The sequence below is a fragment of the Amycolatopsis sp. NPDC043885 genome (assembly GCF_056435685.1).
Genome location: NZ_JBWKEA010000010.1, coordinates 197,068 through 222,025, shown reverse-complemented (window position 1 = coordinate 222,025; position 24,958 = coordinate 197,068). Strand labels below are relative to the sequence as shown.

At 68.9% G+C, this 24,958-nt stretch carries 24 protein-coding genes and 2 pseudogenes; 14 read left to right on the top strand and 12 right to left on the bottom strand.

Annotated elements, in window-relative coordinates:
- The first annotated feature begins 145 nt into the window (after positions 1-145).
- The 3 genes from AC069I_RS27200 to AC069I_RS27190 all read left to right on the top strand — a co-directional run bounded on the left by AC069I_RS27200 (position 146) and on the right by AC069I_RS27190 (position 1,911).
- On the top strand, positions 146-415 hold the full coding sequence (locus tag AC069I_RS27200; protein ID WP_340685579.1) for a hypothetical protein: 270 nt from the start codon (positions 146-148) through the stop codon (positions 413-415).
- 164 nt (positions 416-579) lie between these two features.
- On the top strand, positions 580-930 hold the full coding sequence (locus AC069I_RS27195; RefSeq protein WP_478266659.1) for a hypothetical protein: 351 nt from the start codon (positions 580-582) through the stop codon (positions 928-930).
- Between the two features lie 174 nt (positions 931-1,104).
- Positions 1,105-1,911, top strand: a complete 807-nt coding sequence (locus AC069I_RS27190; protein WP_478232010.1) for a serine hydrolase — start codon at positions 1,105-1,107, stop codon at positions 1,909-1,911.
- Here the strand turns inward: AC069I_RS27190 and AC069I_RS27185 are convergent.
- On the bottom strand, positions 1,868-2,503 hold the full coding sequence (locus AC069I_RS27185; protein ID WP_478232009.1) for a MerR family transcriptional regulator: 636 nt from the start codon (positions 2,501-2,503) through the stop codon (positions 1,868-1,870). The genes AC069I_RS27190 and AC069I_RS27185 overlap by 44 nt on opposite strands.
- A 346-nt stretch (positions 2,504-2,849) precedes the next feature.
- Between AC069I_RS27185 and AC069I_RS27180 the strand changes: the two genes are divergently transcribed.
- From AC069I_RS27180 to AC069I_RS27160, 5 genes and pseudogenes are all read left to right on the top strand, one after another.
- Entirely contained in the window at positions 2,850-3,713 is an 864-nt protein-coding gene (locus AC069I_RS27180) for an alkaline phosphatase family protein (RefSeq protein ID WP_478224722.1), read from the top strand.
- A gap of 174 nt (positions 3,714-3,887) precedes the next feature.
- Positions 3,888-4,877: a TolB family protein gene (locus tag AC069I_RS27175; protein ID WP_478266658.1), complete on the top strand. Its 990-nt coding sequence runs from the start codon at positions 3,888-3,890 to the stop codon at positions 4,875-4,877.
- Positions 4,765-5,109: pseudogene (locus tag AC069I_RS27170) on the top strand (isochorismatase family protein); the annotation flags it as partial. The gene AC069I_RS27175 and the pseudogene AC069I_RS27170, both read left to right, overlap by 113 nt.
- A gap of 82 nt (positions 5,110-5,191) precedes the next feature.
- Entirely contained in the window at positions 5,192-5,437 is a 246-nt protein-coding gene (locus AC069I_RS27165; RefSeq protein ID WP_478224724.1) for an isochorismatase family protein, read from the top strand.
- A gap of 12 nt (positions 5,438-5,449) precedes the next feature.
- Positions 5,450-5,962 (top strand): VanZ family protein, encoded by a 513-nt coding sequence (locus AC069I_RS27160; RefSeq protein WP_478224725.1) that lies wholly within the window; start codon positions 5,450-5,452, stop codon positions 5,960-5,962.
- On the opposite strand, the gene AC069I_RS27155 is transcribed toward AC069I_RS27160, so the two are convergent.
- The 4 genes from AC069I_RS27155 to AC069I_RS27140 all read right to left on the bottom strand — a co-directional run bounded on the left by AC069I_RS27155 (position 5,926) and on the right by AC069I_RS27140 (position 11,385).
- Positions 5,926-7,617 (bottom strand): flavin monoamine oxidase family protein, encoded by a 1,692-nt coding sequence (locus AC069I_RS27155; protein ID WP_478224726.1) that lies wholly within the window; start codon positions 7,615-7,617, stop codon positions 5,926-5,928. The two genes, AC069I_RS27160 and AC069I_RS27155, sit on opposite strands and share 37 nt — an antisense overlap.
- The gene (locus tag AC069I_RS27150; RefSeq protein WP_478224727.1) at positions 7,614-8,369 is read right to left on the bottom strand and encodes a carbon-nitrogen hydrolase family protein; all 756 of its coding nucleotides are present in this window, start codon (positions 8,367-8,369) and stop codon (positions 7,614-7,616) included. The genes AC069I_RS27155 and AC069I_RS27150 overlap by 4 nt, the downstream gene beginning before the upstream one ends.
- A 118-nt stretch (positions 8,370-8,487) precedes the next feature.
- Complete coding sequence (locus tag AC069I_RS27145) at positions 8,488-10,524, bottom strand: acyltransferase family protein (protein ID WP_478224728.1); 2,037 nt, start codon at positions 10,522-10,524, stop codon at positions 8,488-8,490.
- A gap of 297 nt (positions 10,525-10,821) precedes the next feature.
- Positions 10,822-11,385 (bottom strand): DinB family protein, encoded by a 564-nt coding sequence (locus tag AC069I_RS27140; protein ID WP_478224729.1) that lies wholly within the window; start codon positions 11,383-11,385, stop codon positions 10,822-10,824.
- A gap of 91 nt (positions 11,386-11,476) precedes the next feature.
- Here AC069I_RS27140 and AC069I_RS27135 point away from each other — a divergent pair, with 91 nt between their 5' ends.
- On the top strand, positions 11,477-12,430 hold the full coding sequence (locus AC069I_RS27135; RefSeq protein ID WP_478266657.1) for a helix-turn-helix transcriptional regulator: 954 nt from the start codon (positions 11,477-11,479) through the stop codon (positions 12,428-12,430).
- Positions 12,431-12,564: 134 nt separating this feature from the next.
- On the opposite strand, the gene AC069I_RS27130 is transcribed toward AC069I_RS27135, so the two are convergent.
- Positions 12,565-14,382 (bottom strand): NAD(P)-binding domain-containing protein, encoded by a 1,818-nt coding sequence (locus AC069I_RS27130; RefSeq protein ID WP_478266656.1) that lies wholly within the window; start codon positions 14,380-14,382, stop codon positions 12,565-12,567.
- Positions 14,383-14,540: 158 nt separating this feature from the next.
- Here AC069I_RS27130 and AC069I_RS27125 point away from each other — a divergent pair, with 158 nt between their 5' ends.
- The 3 genes from AC069I_RS27125 to AC069I_RS27115 are packed head-to-tail and all read left to right on the top strand — an operon-like array spanning position 14,541 to position 17,043.
- On the top strand, positions 14,541-14,846 hold the full coding sequence (locus tag AC069I_RS27125; protein ID WP_478266655.1) for a hypothetical protein: 306 nt from the start codon (positions 14,541-14,543) through the stop codon (positions 14,844-14,846).
- Positions 14,843-15,742: a transcriptional regulator gene (locus AC069I_RS27120; protein ID WP_478266654.1), complete on the top strand. Its 900-nt coding sequence runs from the start codon at positions 14,843-14,845 to the stop codon at positions 15,740-15,742. Before AC069I_RS27125 ends, AC069I_RS27120 begins: the two co-directional genes overlap by 4 nt.
- A 44-nt stretch (positions 15,743-15,786) precedes the next feature.
- Positions 15,787-17,043, top strand: coding sequence for a cation:proton antiporter (locus AC069I_RS27115; RefSeq protein WP_478266653.1), 1,257 nt, complete (start codon positions 15,787-15,789; stop codon positions 17,041-17,043).
- 249 nt (positions 17,044-17,292) lie between these two features.
- Here the strand turns inward: AC069I_RS27115 and AC069I_RS27110 are convergent, their stop codons facing one another.
- The 4 genes and pseudogenes from AC069I_RS27110 to AC069I_RS27095 all read right to left on the bottom strand — a co-directional run bounded on the left by AC069I_RS27110 (position 17,293) and on the right by AC069I_RS27095 (position 21,386).
- A complete protein-coding gene (locus AC069I_RS27110; RefSeq protein ID WP_478224734.1) occupies positions 17,293-17,802 on the bottom strand; it encodes an SRPBCC family protein in 510 nt (169 codons plus the stop codon).
- Between the two features lie 85 nt (positions 17,803-17,887).
- Complete coding sequence (locus AC069I_RS27105) at positions 17,888-18,346, bottom strand: hypothetical protein (protein ID WP_478231998.1); 459 nt, start codon at positions 18,344-18,346, stop codon at positions 17,888-17,890.
- Positions 18,347-18,349: 3 nt separating this feature from the next.
- Positions 18,350-20,691, bottom strand: a pseudogene (locus AC069I_RS27100) (molybdopterin oxidoreductase family protein).
- Positions 20,692-20,750: 59 nt separating this feature from the next.
- Positions 20,751-21,386, bottom strand: coding sequence for a DUF4230 domain-containing protein (locus AC069I_RS27095; RefSeq protein WP_478224736.1), 636 nt, complete (start codon positions 21,384-21,386; stop codon positions 20,751-20,753).
- 111 nt (positions 21,387-21,497) lie between these two features.
- On the opposite strand from AC069I_RS27095, the gene mptB reads away from it, so the two are divergent.
- On the top strand, positions 21,498-22,937 hold the full coding sequence (gene mptB / locus AC069I_RS27090) for a polyprenol phosphomannose-dependent alpha 1,6 mannosyltransferase MptB (protein ID WP_478266652.1): 1,440 nt from the start codon (positions 21,498-21,500) through the stop codon (positions 22,935-22,937).
- On the opposite strand, the gene AC069I_RS27085 is transcribed toward mptB, so the two are convergent.
- Positions 22,841-23,386: an SRPBCC family protein gene (locus AC069I_RS27085; protein ID WP_478224738.1), complete on the bottom strand. Its 546-nt coding sequence runs from the start codon at positions 23,384-23,386 to the stop codon at positions 22,841-22,843. The two genes, mptB and AC069I_RS27085, sit on opposite strands and share 97 nt — an antisense overlap.
- Positions 23,387-23,445: 59 nt before the next feature.
- On the opposite strand from AC069I_RS27085, the gene AC069I_RS27080 reads away from it, so the two are divergent.
- On the top strand, positions 23,446-24,027 hold the full coding sequence (locus AC069I_RS27080; protein ID WP_478266651.1) for a TetR/AcrR family transcriptional regulator: 582 nt from the start codon (positions 23,446-23,448) through the stop codon (positions 24,025-24,027).
- A 2-nt stretch (positions 24,028-24,029) separates the two neighbouring features.
- On the opposite strand, the gene AC069I_RS27075 is transcribed toward AC069I_RS27080, so the two are convergent.
- On the bottom strand, positions 24,030-24,932 hold the full coding sequence (locus AC069I_RS27075) for a LysR family transcriptional regulator (protein WP_478266650.1): 903 nt from the start codon (positions 24,930-24,932) through the stop codon (positions 24,030-24,032).
- Between the last annotated feature and the right edge of the window lie 26 nt (positions 24,933-24,958).

The window sequence follows — 24,958 nt, the reverse complement described above, 5'->3', positions numbered from 1 at the left end:
GCCGTGCGCCGCTGGACTCGACTCGTAGTCAAGCGCGCCGGCTGAACCAGGTCGCCGGCGCGCATTCCGGCGACCCCTCGATACGGGGCATCTCCCGGGACCTGGCCCTCCATGGCCTGTACGTTTCCCGCCCTTGGAGTCCACGATGTCCGCTGTTTCGTTCCAGATCCCCGCACCTCGCTCGTCCATGCTGGTCCGCCGCCGGATCGCGACCTACTTCGTCGGCGGCGTCGAGCAGATCCCCGGCCTGGTCGAGGCGCTCGGCTGCCTGGTCCACGACCTGTCCGTCGATGTCCGCGACGGGGTCCGCGAAAGCACCATGACCTGCGCGGTCCTGATCGACGCCGATGAGGTCGAGCCGCTGCTGGAGAGGCTGCGCGGGCTGACCTCGGTCGTCTCCTCCGAACTGGTCTGACCGCCGGTCACGGCCCGGAATCCGTGACTCGCGTGATCAGACACGGAACTCACGTGATTGAAGGCGGATCTCACGAGTTACGTCTCCAAGCACGCGAGTTACGTCTCTGATCACGCGAGATCGGCGCAAACATCCCCTATGCCCGAAGTTCCTTGGACGGTTCCATGCAGCCGGTCAAGAAGGTGCCGTCGCGAGGGACGACCGACCCGGTCAAGGACGGAACGACCTACATCACCGCGGGCGGCGGAGGCGGAAGCGTCTCCGAATTCCCGGCGCCGGACACCTACCTGGGCCATGAGACCGCCAACGACACTCCGGTCCAGATGAAGTACTCGGAACGGGACGGCCAGGATCGCACCAAGAAGGTCACCTGGTCCCGTGTCCGGTTCCGCGGCTACAGCCTGGTCGCGGTCGACGTCATCGCGGGTACGGGCACCACACCGCCCAAAATGGACGTCCGGGCGATCAGCGCCGACGGCACCCTGGTCGATCAGATCATGGTGCAGCGTTCCTGAGCAGGCACATCCACCGGACGAGGGGTCCACATCGGCCGATCGGCCGATGTGGACGCCCGTTTTCCCGGCCCATTTCCCGAAGCGAGAAAGCGCCTTCCATGTAGTCGGCCGCTGTTACGGAGTCATGACATGAACGAGACGGGGCCACGATGATCGCCTCTGAACATCGGCAGCATGCTCGACCAACGAACCACGCCCATCGCGGTGCCGGGCACGAACCGGCGAACACGCCTTCGCGTGACGATCCTGATCGTCTTCCTGGCGATCGCCGCGATCCTCGGCTACGTGGTCTTCCGCGTCGGCACGGAAAGCCTTCCGGCCCCCGAACGACGCGACGCCACCGTGGTCTTCGACCGCACGTCGGACGAGCAGGTGATCGGCGACCGGGGCTCGGAAAGATTCCGCACGGCGTCGGTCGTGAAACTGTTCATCGCGCTGGACGCCGTCACCCGCAAGGCGAGCAGGACCGACGAATCCCACATCCACCGGATGCTGGCGAAAAGCGACGACGCCGTCGCCAACACCCTCTGGACCAGAAACGGCGGGCCGGCGATCGTCACCAGGACAATGGCCGCCGCGGGCCTGAAGAACACCACCCCGCCCGCCGACCCGGGCCGCTGGGGCGACACACTGTCCACAGCGGACGACGTCGCCGCGGTCTACCGCCACATCCTCGCCCTGCCGAAGGCCAAACGGAACGTGGTGCTCAAACCGCTCCGGGAGGCGACGCGCACCGCCGCGGACGGGTTCGACCAGCATTTCGGCATCCCCTCGGCCTTCCCCGGCCTGCCGTGGGCTGTGAAGCAGGGCTGGGCGGCCGGCCGGGGTTCGGTGGACGCGCACACGACCGGGCTCGTCGGTGAAGGCGACCGCTACATCGTCGTCATGCTGTCCGCTTTCGCCGACGGCACGAGCCTCGACGTCGCGACGGCGGCGGTCACCTCGGCGGCCGTGTCGCTGGCTCCCCGTCTGCGAAAGTGACTTCGGCCGCGTTCTCCACGGTCGCCCTGAAAGCGCTTACCAGGAGCTCGGTGAAGCAGGCCCAGGAAGCTGCCGACATACCGCCGGTCTGGGCTTTGAGCGCGGCCAGTTGCTCGCACGCCAGCGGCGCGACCCGGTCCATGAACTGCCCGAGGAACCGCAGCGCAGCGGCGGGCGGCACCCCGGCTCCGGCGAGCTCCGCCACCGCGCGCGAAACCGACGGGCGCACGACGGACGGCGTTCCCGCATCGTCCCGCCCGAGCACGCCGTGCCGCTCCAGGCAACGGACGACGGAGGGCTGGTCACGGGCGATGTCGGCCATCGCCGCGTCCAGCCGCTCGACGCCGTCCACTGTGGTCGTTCCGAGCATCGCGGCGATGGACACCAGGTTGAAGCCCTGTTTCTGCAGCATCGTGATCCGCCGCAGCCGCCGCAGGTGGGCCGGGCCGTAGTAGGCGGACCTGCCGTGCCGCACCGGCGGGGCGAGCAGGCCCCTCGTCTGATGGGCCCGGATATTGCGCGCCGACATGCCGACGATCGTGGAGAGTTCTTCGATCGTGTATCCGGCCGGTCTCGGCGAAAAGGGCTTCACACCGACCAGCTTAACCAATGGTCGGATGAGTGCACCATGAAGCCGGGGCAATGGCACCGCCACTGTCAACCGGCTGAATCAGCGAGTTGCCATAAGTTGATCGGTTCGCGCGCCCGAACACAAGGTGAACGCCCGGTTTACATGGTTTCATGTCAAGCAATGCCGGTTTTGAGGCGTTCCGCTCCCGCCGACTGCTCCAGTCAGGCGATCTTGATGGGCCAAGGACCCCCCTGCCGTTTAAATGCACCTGAGACATCTGATGTCTCGACTCTGTCGACGCCTGCGGAGCGCCGCTGAACCCCACGGTCGGTCGTCAAAGTTTCAACCTTTTCCCCAGGAGGTTTCAATGTTCTGGAAACGGATCGCGGTCGCGGCCGTGGCCGCGACCGGGCTGGCCACGGCGCTGGTGGTGTCCCATCAGGACACACCCGCCGCCGCGGGCACGCCCGCTGCGGCGGCGGTGCCCCAATTCGACCACATCGTTCTCGTGATGTTCGAAAACAAGGACTACAAGGAGATCAGCGGCAGCTCGAAAGCACCGTACTTCAACCAACTCGCCTCGCAGGGAGCCAAGTTCACCAAGGCGTACGGGACGACGCACCCGAGCCAGCCGAACTACATCGCCCAGTTCGCGGGCTCGACGCACGGTGTCGACAGCAACAAATGCCAGGATCTCGGGAACAAGGAGAATCTCGCTTCCCAGCTGGCGGGGATCGGCAAGAAGTTCGTCGGTTATGCCGAAAGCATGCCTTCCGACGGCTACACCGGCTGCACGAAGGGAAAATACGCACGCAAGCACAACAGCTGGGTCAGCTTCGGCAATGTGCCGTCGTCGGCGAACAAACGGTTCTCGTCGTTCCCGAGCGACTTCACCAAGCTGCCGGACGTCGCTTTCGTGACCCCGGACCTGTGCAGCGACATGCACGACTGCCCGGTCGACACCGGTGACAAATGGCTGAAGAAGAACCTCGACGCCTACGCGCAGTGGGCGAAGACGCACAACAGCCTGCTCATCGTCAATTTCGACGAGGACAGCGGGACGTCGGTGAACCAGATCTTCACCACGTTCGTCGGTGCCCACGTGAAGCCGGGCAGCTACAGCGAATCCATCAACCACTACTCGATCCTCCGCACGATCGAGGCGGCGTTCGGCCTGCCGGGCATCGCCAACGCGGCGAACAAGCCGCCGATCACGAGCGTCTGGCGGTGATCGGGTGAACTTCGCGGGCGTGTCCACTGTGGACGCGCCCGCGGGGCGCCCGCGACCCGTCTTGACCATGAGGCACGCCATGAACCCGGCGGAGTCGTAGCGAAGGAGGCCTTCACGGCCGAGTGAACCCGGACACCTCAATAGTTCTTTGGCTCCCCGCAGGAAGGCACGACCGTGAACACCCGCACCCGCGTCCTGATCGCCGTCACCGGAACACTCACGCTGGCCGCGGCCGCCGTGATCTACGTCGGGGCGGCGGGCGCGCGCAACCAGGACGCCGCGTCGGCGGGCACCAGCGACGCCGTCACGCTCGAAGGCCCGCGGTTGCTGTTCCGCAGCACCGCCGACGCCGACCGCGGGCACGTGTCCAGTGTCAGCGCGGCAGATCCCGGCGGGGCACGGGCGGTGTCGACCGTGTCCTGCGGCCGGCTCCACGCGGCGGGCGGCACCGGGATCTGCCTGCGGCCGGAAACCGGGCTGACCACCTACCAGCTGGCCGTGCTCGACCGCCGTCTCGCGGTGACGCAGGAGATCCCGCTGGTCGGGGTGCCCAACCGGGCGCGGGTCTCGGCAGACGGGAAGCGGCTGGCGTGGACGGTGTTCGTCACCGGCGACTCCTACAACGGCGGCCGGTTCTCCACTCGCGCCGGCACCCTCGACCTCACCACCGGCGACGTCGAGGGCACGCTCGAGGACTTCGCCGTGACAGTGGGGGGCAAGCCGTACAAGGCGGCCGACGTCAACTTCTGGGGCGTCACCTTCACCCGGCAGCCGAACCGGTTCTACGCCACCATGTCGACCGGCTCCCACCGGTACCTCGTCGAAGGCGACTCGACGGCCCGGACCGTGCGGACCGTGCGGGACAACGTCGAATGCCCGTCCCTCTCCCCCGACGAGACCCGCATCGCCTACAAGTCCGCCGTCGACGGCGACCCCGCGAAGGGCTGGCGGCTCTCGGTGCTCGACCTCGCGAACGGCACCGTGACCGCGCTGGCCGAGACCCGGAGCGTCGACGACCAGCCCGCCTGGCTCGACGGCCGCACCGTCGCCTATGCCCTCCCCCGCACGCCAGGACACTCCGACGTCTGGTCGGTCCCCGCCGACGGCACCGGAACGCCGCGGCTGCTCATCCCGGAGGCCGAGTCGCCCGCCGCGCTGCCCTAGGCTGCCGCGTATGAGGGCCGCGCTGCTGATCGTCGACATGCAGGAAATGCTCGTTCCCCTGGTCTGGCGCGGCGAGGAACTGGCGGCCGGGCTCGCCGGACTCGCCCGGCGAGCCCGTGAGAACGGCGTTCCGGTGATCGCGCTGCGGCAGATCGGCGCCCCCGGCACCGACTTCGATCCCGCGTCGCCCGGCACCCGGGTCAGCGCGCTGCTCGGTCTCGAACCGGTCGACCTGGTGATCGACAAGACGGCGACCGACTCCTTCTACCGCACCGGCCTGGCGGGGACTGCTGGTCGACCGGGGCGTCGACACCGTGGTGCTGACCGGGCTGGCCACCGACTACTGCGTCGACGCGACCGCCAGGGCCGCGCAGAGCCATGGCCTGGACGTCGTGCTGGTCGCCGACGGCCACGCGCCGTCCGCCGACGGGGATCCCACCACGGGCCTGACGGCCGAACAGGTCATCGCCCGGCACAACCTGCTTCTGAGCACGGCGATCCATCCCGGCGGGCGGGTGCGCGTGGTGCCGTCGGCGGAGGTCGAGTTCACCGGCCCGTAGGATCGGCCCGCCATGATCACGAACTTCCTGCTCGACCACTCCGCCCTCGTGCCGGTGGCGATCCTGCTGGTCGCGCTCGTCTGCGCCGTCCTCGGCCGTCTGTTCGTGGACAGGCGACGGATCCTGTGGGCGCTCGCCGGGGTGTCCTCGCTCCCGGTCTTCGCGCTGACCTTGGTGCCGACAGTGCACACGATCGACGAGGTCCTGTGCACCGTCCAGTTCTCCGTGCCCACGCTGGGAGCGGTCGAACTCCTGGCCAACGTCGCGCTGTTCCTCCCGCCGGTCTGTTTCGCCGCGCTGGCGTCCCGGCGACCGGTGACGATGCTCGCGGCGGGTTCGGTGCTGTCCGCCGTGATCGAGACGCTCCAGGCGCTCGTGCCCGCGATCGGCCGTGCCTGCGACACCAACGACTGGCTGATGAACACCATCGGCGCGGTCCTCGGTGCCCTCATCGCGGCGGGCACGGCGTGGCTGGTAAACCGCCGCGCTCAGTCGGGCAGTTCGACCGGCGCGATCTCGTCGTAGACGTCACCCGGTCCCGGGTTCGCCGGGTCCGTCTCGCCACCGAAGTGGTGCAGGACGCCCCACACCGCGTTGAGCGCCGTCTGGACGGCGCCTTCGGCCCAGCCGGCGGTCCACGAGATGTCGTCGCCCGCCAGGAAGAGACCGCGGTGGCGCTCCTCCAGCCGGTCCTGCTTGAAATGGGTGAACAGCCGGTGCTGGTACCGGTAGTGGCCGGGCAGGTTGGCCTTGAACGCGCCCATGAAATGCGGCTCGGCCTCCCACGACACGGTCACCGGGTCGCCGATGATGTGCCGCCGGACGTCGACGCCCGGATAGATCTCCTTCAGTGACTGCAGCATCACCTCGACCCGCTCGGAGACCGAGAGCGGCAGCCACTTCAGCGAGTCGTCGGCCCAGGTGTAGGACAGGCAGATCACCGCGGGCGCGTCCGGGTCGTCGCCGAGCAGGTACGTGCCGCGCGGCATGCGGTCGGTGAGCGTCATGCTCATCGTGTCGCGGCCGGTCGCCGGGTCCTTGTCCAGCCAGAAGGGCCGGTCGACCGGGACGAAGACCTTCGAGGACTCCATGTAGTGCGTGCGCTCGATCGCCGTCCAGTGGTCGATCGGGAACAGCGCCTCGTCGCATTCGATCTTCGACAGCAGCATCCAGCTCTGCGCGGTGAACACCGCCGCCGGGTAGGTGCGGATGCGGCCCTCGGTGTCGGTCACGGTGATGTTGTTCGGCGCGGTGCGGTGCAGCCGGGCGACGCCGGGGTTCGGGCTCCCGCCGTGCAGCGAGCTCAAACTCGTTCCCACGGGCCAGAACGCGATGTCCTCGGGCGCGTGTTCCCACAGCCGCAACGGGAGCTGCCTGCTCCCGCCGACGATACTGCGGTGCTCGTCGTCGGCACCGGTGTAGACCACCCGCAGGATCTCCAGGATGGAGTTCGGGAAGTCGGTGTCCCAGCCGCCGGTCCCGAAGCCGACCTGTCCGAAGATCTCACGGTCGCGGAAGGACGCGAACGCGGGCGAGTCGCAGAGGAAGCCGTAGAAGGTCTGATTGTCCAGCTTCGGCACGAGTTCGTTCCACAGCCGCTTGATCGTCTTAACGTCGCGTTCGCGGATCGCCTTCTGCATCTCGGTGAACGCGGCCTGCTCGGACAGTGTGCTGTCCCAGGCGGCCGCGACCTTGCCGAAGACGGCGGGAAGTTCGTCCGCGGTGCGCGCGTAGTGGCTCTCCCCCTTGAGATCGACGACGGTGCTCGGCGTTCCCGCAGCCAGCGGGTTCGGGAACGGTGTCGTCTCCAGGCCGACCTTGTCGATGTAGTGGAAGAGCGCGGTCGACGCCGGCGGGAAGCGCATCGCGCCCATCTCCGCGACGACGTCGTCCGGGCAGCCGGGGAAGTTCACCGTGCGCAGGCGGCCGCCGATCTCGGCGATCTCGTACACGACCGGGCGCAGGCCGAGCTTCATCAGCTCGTACGCGGTGACGATGCCGGAGAGGCCGCCGCCGATCACCGCCACCTCGGTGCCGTGGCGCTCGGCGGGGAGCGAGCCGAGCCCGGCGGGGTCGGCGAGGAAATCGTCGTAGGCGAACGGGAAATCGGGGCCGAACATGGTGATCGGACGGCCCGTGGATTCGTCGTGGTGGATCGCGGTCGGGAGGGCGGAGGTCATGCGGAAAGTCCTCGGTACAGATCGGGCCTTCGGTCGGCCAGGTGGGTGTTCTCCAGACGCGACGCGGCGAGCGCGTCACGGGTGACTTCGGCGCCGATCAGCTCCGGACCGGCGCCCGCGCGAGCGAGCACTTCGCCGGTCGGGGCGACGACGCAGGAACGGCCGCAGTAGTTCAGTTCCTGTTCGGTGTCGCAACGATTCGCGTAGGCGACGAACAGCTGGCTCTCGTAGGCACGGGCGGGCACCAGCGTGTCGGCGACCAGTTCGTAGGGGCTCATCAGCGCGGTCGGCACCACGAGCAGTTCGGTCCCCGCCAGCGCGTGCGCCCGCACCAGTTCGGGGAACTCGACGTCGTAGCAGATCAGCAGGCCGACGCGGAGACCGCCGAGGTCCGCCTGCACGACCGCCTCGGTGCCCGGTTCGAACCAGTCACGGTCGATGTCGCCGAACAGATGCGTCTTGCGGTAGTTCGCCAGACGTTGTCCGCCGGGGCCGATCAGCTGGACGCTGTTGTACACGCGGCCGTCGGCGGACTCGGGGTACCCGTAGGCCAGTGCGATACCGCTTTCCCTTGCCAGCGTGGACATCCGCTCCGCCGTCGGACCGTCTGCCGGTTCGGCGAGTTCGTGGGAACGGGCGCCGATGTGGTAGCCGGTGGTGATCATCTCGGCGGCGATCACGAGATCGGCGCCCGACGCCGCGACGGCGGACGGCAGCTCGGCGGACGAGCCCTGATGGACGGCGACCTTCATACCGACGACGATATCCACCGTTTCGATGCACCGATAAGGGCAAATCGTTGCACAGAAAACTGGTATACCGTCGAGTCAGTGCAGCATCACGCAATCCAGCGGCGATTTGTTGTCTGGATCACCCGCCCGGCGGCGGTTCCTCCGCGTGGTCGTCCGCCCAGCCGAGCGCCTCGGTGATCGCCTTCTCCGCGATGGCCGACATGGTCGACATGTAGGTACCGCTGACGTGGTTGTCGTCGAGATAGACGAGCACGTTGCCGATCACCGGCGGGCAGACCTCGGCCGTGCAGAAGTAGTCGCTGAAGTCGACGAACCGCACGTTCGGCGGGAGATCCGGAACTGTTTCGTACGGCGGCTGGGCAGCGTAGAGCTCTGACCGTGGAGTCGCGCATTCAGGCGCCGTGACACCGCGGACTTCGACACACGCCGACGGCGACTGGCCGAAGCGCGGGTTGTCCCGCACCGCGAGCACCGGGATGCCCGCGTCGTCGACCTTGCGCCACTGCGCGACGTAGCCGGACGGCACTCGTTCCTCGACGCCGGGTTTCACGTCCCTGGTGCCGATCGTCATCACCGCGTCGGGGCGGGTGGTGACGATCTCGTCCACCACGGCGGCGTTCCAGTCGATGCAGGACTGGTCCCCCGGCACGGTGTCGGAGTCGGTGGAGAACGGGCAGCCGCCGCGGAGGATCGAGGTGACCTCCCAGTTCTTCTTTTCGGCGATCGGGAGGAGGGCACCGAGGAACTGCCCGGCGTGGGAGTCGCCGGTGACCACGATCCGGCGAGTGGGATGCCCGGAGGTCTGCGAGGTGCAGACCTCGAGGTCGGCGTTGCGCGGGGAAGTGCCGCAGCGGGCGGGGTCGATCCCGGCCCAGTCTTCGGACACCGCGACGAACGACGGGACGAGCGCGGCGTCGGCGGCGCCCCAGTAGGTGAATCCTTCGGTGTGCGCGAGCGCGCCGGGGTGATCGGGGTCGTCGACCGCGATCGAGTAGCGCTCCGCCTGGCTCACGCTCACCCACTGCCACGCGCCTGCCGCGGCGAGCACGGCCGCGAGCGTCGCGGCGCCGAATCGGTAGGCGCCCCAACCGGTCGCGGTCCCGATCGCGGACACGCGGACCGGTTTTTCGACCAGGTGATGGGTGAGCACGGCGAGAGCGAACGAGAGCGCGATGATCACCGCGCCGCCGCGCAGGCCCACCTCCTCACGGTCACGGGCGACGAGGTAGAATACCAGGACCGGCCAATGCCAGAGGTAGAGCGCATAACTCAGGTCGCCCAGGTACTTCAACGGGCGGCTGCTGAGGAAACGATCGGCGCCGGCTTTGAACGCGGTGTCGCCCGCGAGGATCACCAGCGCCGCGGAAAGCGTCGGCCAGAGCGCGAGATACCCGGGGAAGACCGTGCCGACCTGAAGCACCAGGCCGCAGGAAACGAGACCCGCGACCCCGGCCCAGCCGAACACGACCCGCGCCGGCCGGGGCACCGAAACCCGGTCGAGCACCAGCGCGAGCAGCCCGCCGAGCGCGAACTCCCACACCCGCGTCAGCGAATCAAAGTACGCCAACGGCTGGTCGACCGCGGTCAACCACACCGAATACGCCAGCGAACCCACGAACACCGCGCCGAGCACACCGAGAAGCATCGACCGGACGTTGCGCCGTGTCCGCCTGGCGACCAGCAGCACCAGGCCGACCAGCAACGGCCAAACCACGTAGAACTGCCCCTGGATCGACAACGACCAGAAATGCTGGACCACACTGGCCGAGTCGTGCTGCGCGAAATAGTCCGTGGAATCCGCCGCCAACTGCCAGTTCTCCAGGTACAGCGCGGAAGCGACGACCTCCTTGATCGTCTGGAACCAGCGATTCTGCGGCAGCAGCACCAGGCTCACCGCGACGACCAGCAGCAGCACGGTGAGCGCGGCCGGGAACAACCGCTTGATCATCCGGCCCCACATCGGCCGGTACTCGATCCTCCCGCGCACCGCCGCCCGGTAGAGCTGGCCGGTGACAAGGAACCCGGAGATCAGGAAGAACGCGTCGACGCCACCGGAGATCCGGCCGAGCCACACGTGATAGACGACCACCAGAACACACGCGAGTGCCCGCAGCCCCTGGATTTCCGGGCGGAACCGCCGCTCCGTCTCCCGCACACAACCACCACCAAGATCACCGGCCACCGACGGGCGGGGACCCTACGGCAGGAAGCTGTGAGCGAGCTATGCCCCCTCGTGAGTGGCGAGGTTGCTCGCCACAAGTACATGAAGGCCGGTCATCTCGAGGGGTTGGGCAAGGAGACGGGGTTGCGAAAGTGGCCAGCCCAGACGGTAGCGAAGGCCTCCTTCCCTACTCTGAAGGTAGGAAAGGAGGCCTTCACTACGCCGCCGTGGCTTTGGTGAGGCCCATGCTCACCTTTGCCTTATCCCCTCAAGAAAACCCGGCCACGAGAGTCAGGTCGACTTCTGGCCGTCGATGCTCTCCCGCAGGATGTCGGCGTGGCCGGCGTGTTGCGCGGTCTCGGCGATGACGTGCGTCAGCACGCGGCGCACGCTGCGCACCGCGCCCGGCGGGTTCCAGGGCGCCTCCGGCAGCGGGTGGGTCGCGGAAAGATCCGGGATCGACGAGACGATCTCCCTCGTCCGCGCGGCCACCTGCTCGTAGCGCGCGAGGATTCCCGCGAGCGTGTCGCCGGGCAGCATCCTGAAGTTGTTCCGGTGGTCGATCGCCCACTGCGGGAACTCGCGGGCGGTACCGGCGCCGAGGTCGGCCCAGGTGACGCCTTCCGGCAGGTCGTAGGTCATCGCGGACGGGCCGTCGACCGCGAAGCGCAGCCACATCTCCTCGATCGAAGCGACGTGTTTGATCAGGCCGCCGAGGCTCAGTTCGCTGATCGTCGGATGCGCGTCGAGCTGCTCGTCCGTGAGCCCCTGGACGGTGGCGGTCAGGGCGGCGCGAACGGTGTCGAGGGCTTCGAGCAGGTCGGCGCGCTCGGCGTCGAGGATGGTGGCGGTCATCGGGCCCTCCGAGTTGTCGTTTTCTGGCACATGACGACTCTCTCAGGGGTAGAGGACAGGTTGTGGCCGCTTCTCGGGGCATCATGGAAACATGCCGAAAACCTCCGCGCGCCTGCTCTCGATGCTGTCGTTGCTGCAGGCCCGCCGTGACTGGCCGGGAGCGCTACTGGCCGAGCGGCTGGACATCAGCCCGCGCACCGTACGGCGCGACGTCGACAGGTTGCGCGAACTCGGCTACCCCATCGCGACCATCAAAGGCCCCGACGGCGGGTACCGGCTCGACGCGGGGACCGAACTGCCGCCGCTCCTGTTCGACGACGATCAGGCGGTCGCGCTGGCCGTCGCGCTCCAGATCGCCACCACCAGCGGCGCGGGGATCGAGGAAGCGGCGATGCGGGCACTGCACACCGTCCGGCAGGTGATGCCCTCCCGGCTGCGGCGCCGGATCGACACCCTGCGGGTCACGGCCGTCGAATCGCCCGCGAGCCGGTCGAGCCCCCGCGTCGACGGCGACGTCCTGCTCGCGCTCGGCGCGGCCGTGCACGCCCGCGAGGTCCTGCGGTTCGACTACGCGGACGCGCCGCGCCGGGCGGAACCGCATCACCTCGTCACCTGGCATGGCCGCTGGTATCTCGTCGCGTGGGATCTGGATCGCGCGGACTGGCGCACCTTCCGGGCCGACCGGATCTCCCCGCGCACCCCGACCGGTCCGCGGTTCACACCACGTGAACTCCCGGTCCCCGATGTCGCCACCTTCGTCGCGAGCCGCTTCCGTGGTGCGTCCGAGTCCGGCGAGTGGCCGTGCCGCGGCGAAGTCGTCCTCGACCTTCCCGCGGCCACCGTGTCCCACTACGTCCGCGACGGTGTCGTCGAAGAACTCGGGCCGGATCGGTGCCGTCTGCTGCTGGGGTCGTGGTCGTGGGCCGGGCTCGCGGCGCGTATCGGCCGCTTCGACGCCGACATCGAGGTCGTCGGGCCTCCCGAACTCCAGGACGCCTTCGCCGTTCTGGCCCGCCGCTACGCGAAGGCGGCCCGGATCGGCTGAACACGGATACGACGCCGGGAACCGCCCAGGGTCTGGGGACGGTGCCCGACGTCGCCTACCGCCCGGGATCCGGAGGCGGTGCCCTCCGGTACCGGGACGGCCCGGCATCCCGGTTACCGAAGCTTCGATGCTCCTCACGCCTTGTGGTGCACCTCCTGGAGGCCGTACACCGGTGTCGGGATGCCCTCGTAACGCGCTTTCAGTTGCAGCGCGAGGTAAAGCGAGTAGTGGCGCGACTGATGCAGGTTCCCGCCGTGGAACCACAGGCCTTCCTTCTGCGTGGGCTTCCACATGTTGCGCTGCTCCCCCTCCCACGGCCCGGGGTCCTTCGTGGTCCCGGAGCCCAGACCCCAGCACTTGCCGACGAGGTCCGCGGTCTCCTGCCCGACCAGGTCGGCGACCCAGCCGTTCATCGAGCCGTAGCCGGTGGCGTAGACGACGAGGTCCGCCTTCAGTTCCGTGCCGTCGGACAGCACCACCGCGTCACGGGTCAGATGGTCGACCTGCCCGTGGGCCAGTTTGATCTTCCCGTCGGCGACCAGTTCCGACGCGCCGACGTCGATGTAGTAGCCGGAGCCGCGGCGCAGGTACTTCAGGAACAGGCCGGATCCGTCGTCGCCCCAGTCGTGCTGGAACCCGGCCGCTTCCAGCCGCGCGTAGAAGTCCTTGTCCCGCTCACGGATCGCGTCGTACACCGGGATCTGGAACTGCGGCATGATCCGGTACGGGATCGACGCGAAGATCATGTCCGCCTTGTCGGTGGTGATCCCCGACCGCACCGCGCGTTCCGAGTACAGGTCGCCGAGTCCCAGCTCCATCAACGAATCCGACTTCACCACATGCGTGGAGGACCGCTGCACCATGGTGACGTCCGCGCCGTGTTCCCACAGTGCCGCGCAGATGTCGTGCGCGGAGTTGTTGGAGCCGACCACGACGGCCTGCTTGCCCGCGTAGGAATCCGGGCCGGGGTGCTGGGACGAATGATGCTGATCGCCCTCGAACACGTCCATCCCGGGGAACGACGGGAGATTCGGCTTGCCCGACATTCCGGTCGCGAACACGACGTGCCGTGGCGTGAGCACCAGTTCCTCGCCCTCGCGGACCACGGTCACGAGCCACTGCCGCTGTTCCTCGTCCCAGGACGCCGAGGTGACCGCGGTGCCGGTCCAGTACGGCACTTCCATGAGCCGCGTGTACATCTCGAGCCAGTCGGCGATCTTGTCCTTGGGCGCGAACACCGGCCAGTTGTCCGGGAACGGCAGGTACGGCAGGTGGTCGTACCAGACCGGGTCGTGCAGGCAGAGGTTCTTGTACCGCTTGCGCCATGAATCGCCCGGCCGCTCGTTGCGCTCCAGGACCAGCGTGGGCACGTCGAGCTGCCGCAGCCTGGCGCCGAGCGCGATCCCGCCCTGGCCGCCGCCGATGACGACGACGTACGGCTGCTGCTCGTAGCCGAGCCGGGTCTGTTCCTCCTCGCGCTTCTCGGCCCAGGACTTCCGGCCGCGTACGACGCCGTGCTCGACACCCTTCGGCCGCTGCTCGTTGCGACGTTCCTCGAAACCTTTGAGCTCGCGCAAACTCGTCAGCAGCGTCCAGGCGCCCTCGTCCTTCAGCCTCAAGTGCCCCTTCCCGCGTCCGGTCGCGGTTTCGAATTCGAGCCACGCTTCGGTCACGCCGTCGGCTTCGGTCGGCGTCTCGGTCGTACGAAACCCGGACGGGTCGATCCGGTCGAGGCACGCGCCGAGCATTCCGGCCACCTCGTCACGGCCTTCGACCGTCTTGATCGTCCAGGTGAAGGCGACCAGGTCACGCCAGTAACTGTCGATGGCGAAAAGCGCGGCGACGGCTTCGACGTCGCGGGCGGCGAGGGCCGATTCGAACCGGCTCAGCCAGGCGTCCACCCGAGCCTGTGGCGAGCCCGTCGCCTCGATCCGGTCCACCGTCTGTGTCATGGCCACTCCTGAACTTCGGCGTTCGGCTGTTACCCCGATCACACGCCTCGGGCGAGTACGGCGGCAAAGGTTGCAGCGTGTTGCACCTCCGGCTCCTTGGCGCGCCTCGGCGGGCGGTCCTATGCTGGTCAATCGACGCGATGGTGCGGAGGTGGCCGGTGAGCTTGTACAGCTCGGTCCCGCCCGGCGTCGACCTGCCGATGCACGCCCGGGACCTGATCCGCATGCACGAAGCCGTGATCGGCGGCGGCCGTCCGCGGGTCCGGCCGCGGCCGCTGGTGTCGCGGTCGTGGTCACGGATGCTGAGCCTCGGGCTCGCCGCCGACGGGGTGAACACCCGGGATTCGGTGCCGCTCGACGAGGTCGGCCGCGTCGCCGCGCCTCCCCGCTGCGGCTGGTGGTGGAAGACCTCGGACAGGTGGTCGGCGCGACGGCCGACACCGCGAACATGCTTCTGGTGGTGACAGACGCCGAGGGGATCATCCTCTGGAGGGTGGGATCGCCCGCCGTACGGCGCCGGGCCGACACCTTGGGCTTCACCGAAGGTGCCGTCTGGACCGAGAGCAGGGTCGGCACCAACGCGATCGGCACCGCGCTCGCCGAGGCCTCGCCCGTGGAACTGCTCGCCGGTGAACACTTCGAACAGGGCCAGCATCCCTGGTACTGCACCGCCTCGCCGGTGCACGATCCGCGCACCGGCGAACTCCTCGGCGTGATCGACGTCAGCGGTCCCGCGCTGACGCTGCACCCGGCGATCGGCGCGTTGGTGGAGACCGGGCGGCGCCTGGTCGAATCCGAACTCTGGCGGCACCATCAGCAGGGTCTCGACCGGTTGCGCCGGACCGCCGAACCGGTGGTGACCGGCGTCGGCGGCCCGGTACTGCTGGTGGACGACGACGGCTGGGTGGCCCACTCCGCCGGCGTCGCCTCCGGCGCGCGGATCGCCGCGCCGGCGGAAGGACAGATCCTCGCCGTGCCGGGACTCGGCGCCTGCCTGCCCGAACGGCTGGCCGAAGGCTGGCTCGTCCGCCCTGCCGACACCGCGCGCCGCGTCCGGCTGGACCTCGAACTCGGCCACGCGCCGATGCTGCGGATGGCGTCGGGCGACGTCGGCTGGGTCCGCACGGTGACGCCCCGGCACGCGGAGATCCTGGTACACCTCAACACGGCGGGCCTGTCCGGGCTTTCGGCCGAGGCGCTCAGCCGGGCGCTCTACGGCGACGCCGAACACCTCGTCACCGTCCGCGCCGAGGTCTCCCGGCTGCGACGGCTGCTCGGCGCCATTGTGGACACCCGGCCGTACCGGCTGGCCGCGGGTGTCACCCTGACAGTCCACAAAGGACTTGAAGTGGGCGGCTGAACCCCGCCCGGTTGCCGGAGGAGCAGGCCGGGTACTCCGCGCGAATGGAGATCTTGCTCGCCGGGGCAGGCGTTCTGGCGCTGTGTGCCGCCGTGCTGCCGAACCTGTTGCACGAACGCGCGCTTTCGATGCCATTGGTCCTCCTGGTCGGCGGGCTCGTTTTCGGGCTGCTCCCGTTCGGACACCCCTATGGCCAGGGGGTGCTCGACCCACGGTCGCAGGTGGGCGCGGTCGAAGTGATCACCGAGCTCGGCGTGCTGGTGTCACTGGTCGGCGCGGGGTTGAAATCCGACCGGCCGTTCGGCTGGCGGTCGTGGAACTCGACCTGGCGGCTGCTGGCGATCACGCTTCCGCTGTCGGTCTGCGCGGTCGCCCTGCTCGGCTGGTGGGCGCTCGCCCTGTCCCCCGCCGCCGCGCTGCTGCTGGGCGCCGTGCTGTCGCCGACCGACCCGGTGCTGGCGAGCGACGTCCAGGTGCCCGCCCCGCATACCGACGACGGCCGGGGCTCGGACAACGAAATCAGGTTCACCCTGACCTCGGAAGCCGGGCTGAACGACGGACTGGCGATGCCGTTCGTGCTGCTGGCCCTCGTCTGGGCCGGGACGGCGACCACGTCGCCGGTTCCCTGGCTGCTGACCGAAGTCGTCGTCCCGCTCGCGGTCGCCGTACTGGTCGGCTTGGCGTGTGGCCGTCTGCTGTCCTGGCTGATGTTCCGGGTGCGGCACGACAGGCTGCGCCTGGGCGAATACTCCGACGGGCTGGTAGTGCTGGCCATCGCGTTCCTCCCCTTCGCGCTCTGCGAATGGCTGGGCGGCATCGGCTTCGTCGCGGTGTTCACCGCGGCCGCGACCATCCGCGCCAGCGAGCGTTCGCACGAGTATCACGAGGTGCTGCACGAATTCGGCGATCAGCTGGAACGGCTCTTCGTCGCGCTGGCCTTGCTCGGTCTCGGCGTCGCACTGGGCGACGGGCTACTGGACGGGCTGAAACTCGTCGAAGTCCTGGTGGCGGTCGCGGCCGTGGGCATCGTCCGCCCGTTGTTCGGCGGCCTCGCCCTGCTCGGCGGCGACTCCACCACCCGACCGGCCGCGGTGGCGATCGCGTTCTTCGGTATCCGCGGGATCGGCAGTCTCTACTACCTCGCCTACGCGCTGGGGCACGGCGATTTCCCGATGGCCGACTCGCTGTGGCGGGTCACTGCGCTGACGATCGCGGTTTCGGTGCTCGTGCACGGGCTGCTGTCCGGCCCGGTGATGCGCAAACTGGAGCACCGGGGGATGCAGAACTTCGAGAACGGGTGAGGCCGGCGCACCGGTACCGACTGGGTCACCGTGGTCGTGAGTGGCAAGTAGGGTTCTAACCCGAAACGCCACTCACGACCCCCTCTCCAAACCGCACAAATCACTCAACTCGGGCACTGCCACCGCGGAAAAAGTCCCTTATGGACAGTCAGGAAGGTGTCCCTTCGGCGAGCCCCGCTCCTGCCGCCAACTCCGGCACGCCACGTTTGCCTTACCCCCTATAGAACCCGAATCGCCACTCACGACCCGCTAGCGGTGCCACTCACGGCCCTCGAGCCGGGCCTTCACCCGCTCCAGCGTGGCGGCGATGTTGGCCCGGTTGGTCCCGGCCCGATCGGGCTCGCCGGTGATGAGGATGGCGAACGGGACGAACCACGGCGGCACGAGCAACCAGTTCGCCACGGCGAGCCGGGTGCCGTCGCCTTCCGGGACGATTTCGTACTCCCACCGGGAAATCGGCACGAAGAACGGGGTCCGCACCCGGTAGGCGAACCGGCGGCCGGGTTCGGCCTCGGTGATCTCGGCGTGGGTCACCCAGCGCCGCCATCCGTTGCGGTTGCTGCCGGCGAACCAGTTCCCGACGCGCGCCTCGGTCGCGCCGCGGATCCAGCGTGCCTTGCGGAGCTCTTCGGTGCACTCCGACATCGAGACCGGATCGCTGACGAGCCGGTACACCTGCTCGGGGGCGGTGTCGATCGTGACCTCCCCGGTCGCGATCGGTTCGCTGTAGGTCAGGCTGTCCCTCGGCTTCGTCACCATCGCGCCTCCCAGTCGACTTCGCCAGCCCACCAGCACGAGCCCGTCCGGTCAAGACCGGCGGGGTAAGCACCGCACGGACGCGGAATCAGTGTGCGGCGATGAGTGCCTGGGGTGCGCTTTGCTTCATCCGCGTACGAAGCCAGGTCAGTTGCCGCGCGGTCTCCTGTTCGTGATTCTCGACCAGATCGAGCAGCTCCCGGTCTCGGAGACCCTGCGCCGCCTGACCGACCACCGTCCAGGTGATGTCGGTGAACGAAGACAGGGCGTAGAGGTCTTGCAGGTCCCGGAGCAGGCCGACGCCGCCGCCGCGGGTGCCTTCCAGGCCCGCGGCGTGGAGCCGCTCAGGCTCCTGCTCGCGGTCTTCGCCGTAGCGCTCGACGATCGGGGCGAGCGCCTCGGTCTGCCGGTCGATCCGCCCGGCGAGCAGCAGGCACGTCTGCCGGACGTCGGGTTCCTCACCGTGGCCTCGGCCGACCTGCCGGAAGGCGTCGGCGAGCGTGGTCAGCGAGCTGTGCAGAAGCCCCAGATAGGTGGCGAGATGCATGAGTCAGCCCTCCACCTTGCGGACGCGGACGGCACCGATCTTGAACAACGGCTGTTTGGACACCGGATCCCATTCGGTCATGGTCTGCTCGTTGGCGGCGCGCGGACGATCTTCACCGCCGGTGTCCCAATAGCCGTAGTGGAACGGCAGGAACACGACGCCGGGACGGACCCGGCCGATCCGCGCCGGCACCTCGACACCGCCCCTCGCCGACTCGACCCGGACGAGATCTCCGTCCGTGACCCCGAGTACGGCGGCGTCGGCCGCGGCGAGTTCCGCCCAGGGCTCCGGTGCGGCCCGCCGGAGTTTCGGGGCGCGTCCGGTCTTGGTGCGGGTGTGGAAGTGGTACACCGTGCGCCCGGTCGTGCAGACGAACGGATATCGCTGGCCGGGTTCCTCCGGCGGAGGCGTGTATTCGGCGGCCTTGAGGAAAGCGCGCCCGTCCGGGCGCGAGGCTTTGTGTTCCCGAGCCGATACCGTCCCGCCGGTGAGCAGGTCGTGGCCGTAGTCCTCGCACGCGTCCGTCTTCGTGGTGAACACGCCGTCCGCGTAGAGCCGTTCGGTCCCGTCCGGGTGCTCTTGGTCGCAAGGCCATTGGATCCCGCTGCCGCCGCGGAGTTTGCCGTACGACAGCCCGCTGTAGTCGCACAACCGGCCCCGGCTGCACTCCTGCCAGGCGCGGAAGGCCTCCTCGGGGTCCGCCAGCCGATCAGCGGGTCGCCGTCACGATCGCGGAAGTCCATCCGCCGCGCGTAGTCGAGGAAGATGTCCAGATCGGCGCGGGCCTCCCCGGGCGGGTCGACCGCCTTCTCCGAAAGGTGCACCGTCCGGTTGGCGTTGGTGAAGGTCCCCTGTTTCTCGCCCCAGAGCGCGGCGGGGAGCACGACGTCGGCGAACTCGGCCGTCTCGGTCCGGAAACCGTCCTGCACCACGACGAACAGATCCTCCTTGCCGAGGATCTCCCGGATACGCGGCAATTCCGGCATGGAGACGGCCGGATTGGTGGCCGAGATCCAGAGGAACCGGATCGAACCCTGCTCCGCGTACCGCCAGATCTGCATGGCGTGCGTCGGCGGCGACCAGTGCGGGATGGTCATCGGATCGACGTTCCACAGCTCGGCCAGCTGCCGGACGTGCCCGGGATTCTCCCAGTTGCGGAACCCGGGAAGGTCGCCGTCGGCGCCGCATTCGCGCGTGTTCTGCGCGGTGGGCTGGCCGTTCATCTGCAGCACGCCGCCGCCCGGCCTGCCGATCATCCCCCGCAGCAGATGCAGGTTGTTGACCTGGCAGGCCGCCGCCGTCGCCTGATGCGACTGATAGAAGCCCTGCAGCACGGTCGACAGCACCCGCTCGGCCGTGCCGAAGATCTTCGCGGCCCGCACCAGCGCGTCCGGGTCGATCCCGCAGATCTCGCCGACGTGACCGGGGGTGTACGGCTCGACGGTCTTTTCGAGTTCGGGGAAACCGAGGGTGTGCGCGGAAACGTAGTCCTCGTCGACCCGTTCGTTCACGATCAGCTCGCGGACCAGGCCGTTCATCAGTGCCTGGTTGGTGCCGGGCAGTGGGGCGAGGTGGAGACCACCGGATTCCACCGCCGCCTCGGCGACCTTCGTCCGCCTCGGATCGACCACGACGACCACGGGCGGCTCCGGCCCGGCGAGCCGGTCGAGGACACGGCTCCACAACACCGTCTGCGTCTCGGCCATGTTGTGGCCGAACAGGAAGAGCGCGTCGCAGTGGTCGATGTCGGCGTACGTCCCGGGCTGGCCGTCGGAACCGAAACTCTCCTTCATCGCGGCGGCGGAGGTCGCCGTGCACAGCCGGGTGTTGCCGTCCATATGCGGTGTGCCGAGGCCGGCTTTGCCGATGACGCCGAGCGTGTAGTACTCCTCCAGGAACAGCTGGCCGCTGGTGTAGAACCCGTGCGACAACGGCCCGGCCTCGTCCAGCAGTTCCGTGGAGCGCCGCACGATCAGGTCCATCGCGGTATCCCAACCGGCTTCCACCAGTTCACCGTCGCGACGGATCAACGGCCGGGTCAGCCGGTCCTTGCCGTTCCACTGCCACGATCCGTAGAGGCCCTTGGGACCCATCCTGCCGTGGTTGACGAGGTCGGTCTCGCGGCCGCGGACACCGACCATCCGGCCGTCCTTCACCGCGATGTCGCACGCGCATCCGTTGCTGCACAACACGCAGGCCGACTGGACCCATCGGTCCACATCGGATTCCCCGACACCTGCTTCCAGATGCGAGTCCGTTCTGCGGGGCCAAGTGTCCCCACGCCGGTAGGGCGTCCGTTCTCCCCAGACTTCCGCGATCCGCTCCGGCACCGGGTTTGCGTTCATGTGGAAGCCGTACCACCTCGCTCACCAGCCGAAACACCGGACAAAGCGGGCGAACGGGGTCAGGTGGCCGGTTCCGCCGCGAAGGTGACCTGGAAGCCCAGCGCCCGCAGTAGCCGCGTGAGCATCACCTTCGTGTTGGCCTTGGCGCGTTCGAGCAGGCCGGAGTGTTGCGCGGCCTCACCGATGCGTTTCTCCGCGGCGAGGTAGAACGGCCGCTGGTCCTGCGCGGAAACCAGCGCGCCGAGCCGGTCGATCAAGCCGCGCTCCTGACCGAAGACGTAGCTGCGTTCGTGGTCCAAGGTGGGTTTCGCGAGCTTCGGCTCGGGCAGCCGCACCTCGACCGACCGCCGGTCCTCGGACACGGTCAGCGAATACTCCACCAGCGGGCCGAAATCGACGTACGCGTCGACAGAGCCCGCCGCGACGAACAGGGTACGTTCCCCGGCGATGCTCGCGGGCACCCACTCGACGTCCTTCTCGATGTCGACGACGACCTGGTAGTCACCGGCCGCCGCGTGATACCGGCTCAGATCCCGGACCGCCTGGAGCACCGCGGGTTGCGAACGGTCCACAGTGGACGTCCCGAACGGATCGAGCTTCGGCAGCAGCCCGGTGATCCGCAGTGCCGCCGCGACGATCAGGAGCCCGACCAGCGCGAACGCCCCGAGACGCACCCAGCGCTTCTTCACGCTCACCACCGCCTCTCCACGGCGTGGAGTACCCGGCGGACGCGGCCCCGAAGCGTCCATGCCGGTTTACCGTGCGATCGGCGGAACCGGATTCCGCACTTGGAGTAGTTTGGCCGCATGCAGAACGTCTTGCCCGCGCCGGAGAAGACCGGGCTGAACATCTCGGCGTTGCACTGGGCGGGTTTCCTCGGAATCGCCGTGCTGGTGCTGGTCACGTCCGGGATCGGCCTCCCCTCGGTGCTGGTGGTGGCGCTGGGCGTCGCCGGGATGGCCACCCTCGTACTCTCCTGGCTCGGCATCGGACGGCTCGCCGCAGGGCTGCCCGAGCGGCGGCTGTACTGGATCGCGGTGTCGTGGTGCGCGCCGCTGCTGGTCGCGCGCCCGCTGTTCAGCGGCGACATCAACAGCTATCTGGCACAGGGCCTGATCGCGGCCAAGGGATTCGACACCTATCTCGTGGGGCCCGCCGAGGCGCTCGGCGCCGATTCGCCGGTGACGATGGCGGTCAGCCACTACTGGCGGGACACGCCCGCACCCTACGGTCCCGCGTTCGTCGCGCTGGCCCGCACGATCGCCCACGTCGCCGGGGACGCCTTCGTGCCGACGGTGCTGCTGCACCGGCTGCTCGGGCTGATCGGAATCGTGCTGATGGCGTGGGCGCTCCCCCGGCTCGCCCGCCGTGTCGGGGTCTCGCCGTCGATCGCGCTGTGGCTGGCGCTGCTCAACCCGCTCGTGCTGTGGCACGTCGTGGCGGGTGTCCACAACGACGGGCTCATGGTCGGCCTGATGGTCGCCGGGCTGGAACTCGTCCTCATGGGCGCGGCGAAGACCGGCGTGGCCCGGCCCGCACTGATCGCGGCCGGGGTGATCGCGGTGAGCGCCGCCGCGAACATCAAGATCGTGGCCGTCGCCGGCTTGCTGTTCGTCGGCGTCGATCTGTTCCGCCGGGCCACTCCCGCCGGCCGGGCGGCGGTGGCGCTCGGGCTGCCCGCCGGATTCGCCGCCGTCACGGTGGCGATCTCACTCGGCAGCGGGCTCGGCTTCGGCTGGGTGCGCGTGCTGTCCGGGGTTTCCGGCCAGGTCCACAGCTGGATGGCCCCCACCAACGAACTCGGCTTCCTCGTCGGCGGGCTGGGCAAGATCTTCGAGGCCGACCTGACCGACGGCGCGATCAAGGTGTTCTCCCTGATCGGCGCGATCCTCGGGCTCGCCGTGGGCGCCAGGCTGTTGTGGCTCACCTACCGTGAGAAGCTGCACCCGCTCTACGCCGCGGGGCTGACCTTCGCCGCGATGCTGGTCCTCGGGCCGGTCGTCCAGCCCTGGTATCTCTTGTGGACGGTCGCCCTGCTGGCCGTGAGCCTGACGACCGACCGCGGCCGCCGGATCCTCGCCGTCGTCAGCGCGGTGTTCGGTGTTCTGCTCCCACCCGCGAACGGCGGCGCCGTGTCCTTGGCGCTCGGTTACTTGATCGCCGTCGTGCTCGTCGGCGGCACTTTGGTCGCACTCAAGCGAAAGGGCCTCTTGCCGGAGATCAGGCTCCGCAAGAGCCGGACGTAAAGGCTCCATCGCGCGGGCTTCGCGACCGTGCCGGTGAGTTCACGTTCGGCACGGTCGAGACAGTCTTCCAGCAGCGCGTCGTGCATCGGCCGCCACAGCAGCGGATAGGTGAACCAAGCCGGGTGCCGAAGCCGCAGCACCATGAGGTGCGCGAGTTCGGTCTCCCCCGTTTCCGTCGCACGCAGGGTGAATTCGTGGAACCCGTCGAAGCCGCGGGGCGCGCTGAACCTGAACCGCACGGACCTTCCGGGATCGTAGGACTCCACGTGGTACCGCACCGGTCCGTGCCCGCCGTCGGCCCCCACCCCGAGTGGCCGGTCGAACCGCAACGGCGGCCACGTGTCGACGGGCCAGAGCCTGTCTCCGTCCGTGGACAGAGTGTCGATCAGCGCGCCGGCACGCTCCTGTGCCACGTCGACGATCCGGTGATGCCTGTTCCACACGCGCATCGCGCCTCCCCGTTCTAGAGATCTTCCCCTAAAACCATAGTAGAGGATAGTCTCTGAAAATGGGACGGCCACCGCGGCACACCGCCGACGACTTCCTCGACGCCGCCGTGCGGATCTTCGCCACCGAAGGGGTCGCCGGGGTGACCATGTCGGCCGTCGCCCGCGAGGTCGGCGCGCCGAGCGGGTCGATCTACCACCGCTTCCCCGGACGACCGGCGCTGCTCGCCGCCGTCTGGCTCCGCACGGTGAGCCGCTTCCAGCAGGGCTACCTCGAAGCACTCGAACGGGAACCGGTCACCGAAGCCGCCATCGAGGCGGCCGCACAGGTCGTCCACTGGTGCCGAGCCCATCCCGCCGAGGGGAAGCTGCTCTACGGTGGCGACAGAGCGCTCGGCGTCGACGACTGGAGCACCGAAGATCGCGCTCGCGTCGACGACGCCAACCGCCGCCTCGATGCGGCGATCACCAGGGTCCTGCGGCGGCTGCGCCCGTTGACCGGCCGGAGCACCGACGAACTGATGCTGGCCCTCGTCGACCTTCCCTACGCGGCGGTGAGGCGGCACCTCGACCGCGGCGAGGCGCCACCGCCGCGCACCGTCGACCTGGTCGCCAGGACGACCCGCACGTTGCTGACGGGCTGAACTCAGGGCCGGGCCGGGAGCACGAGGGAGAACTCCGCTTCGTCGATCAGGTCGAGCAACAGCCGGGCGACCCGGCCGGGCGGCCGCTCTCCCCTGGTGGCGATGGTCAGCGGCCAGGCGAGCCCCGGTTCGTCGAGCGGGATCGTCCGGACCCCTGCCAGCAGGCGAAGATCGGGAACGACGGCGACACCGAGCCCCGCCGCCACATAGGCGGGCACGGCGCGCAGGTCGGCGACCTCGACGACGACCCGTCTCGGCGTCCCGAGCGCCTCGAACGCGCGATCCAGGGCGACCCGGTTGCCGAAGCCGCGCGGATTGTCCACGAACGACTCGTCCGCGAGGTCCGCCAAGGTCAGCGACCGCCGATCGCACAACGGGTGAGCGTCGGGAAGCACGACGACGAACGGCGCCGAGCCGAGCATTTTGGTGTCGAGCCCGGCGAGGTCGGATTCGGGCAGGCCGAGCAGGGCGATGTCGAGCCTGCCATGGCGCAGGTCCTCGGCCAGCCCGGTGGACCCGGTGATCGACACCGAAACGTGCAGGTCGACCAGCGGGTACCGCCGATGGAACGCGCCGAGCAGATCGGGCAGGTCGAGGTCCCCGACGCTGGTCAAAGTGCCGATACGGAGGCTGCCGCGCAGGCCGGCGGAGGCGTCGGCGACCACCTCGCGTGCCCTTTCGAGCGCCTCCAGCGCGGCCTTGGCCTCGGGAAGGAACACCTTGCCCGCCGTAGAGAGCGCGACCCGCCGCGTCGAACGGTCGAACAGCTTGACGCCCAGTTCGCTTTCGAGCGCCTGAATCGTCGCCGAGACGGTGGACTGCACCGCGTACAGGCGCCGGGCCGCGCGCGTGAAACTGAGTTCCTCGGCGACGGCGACGAAACATTCGAGCTGACGGGTCTCCACGGTCGCGGATTATCGCATTCACCGAT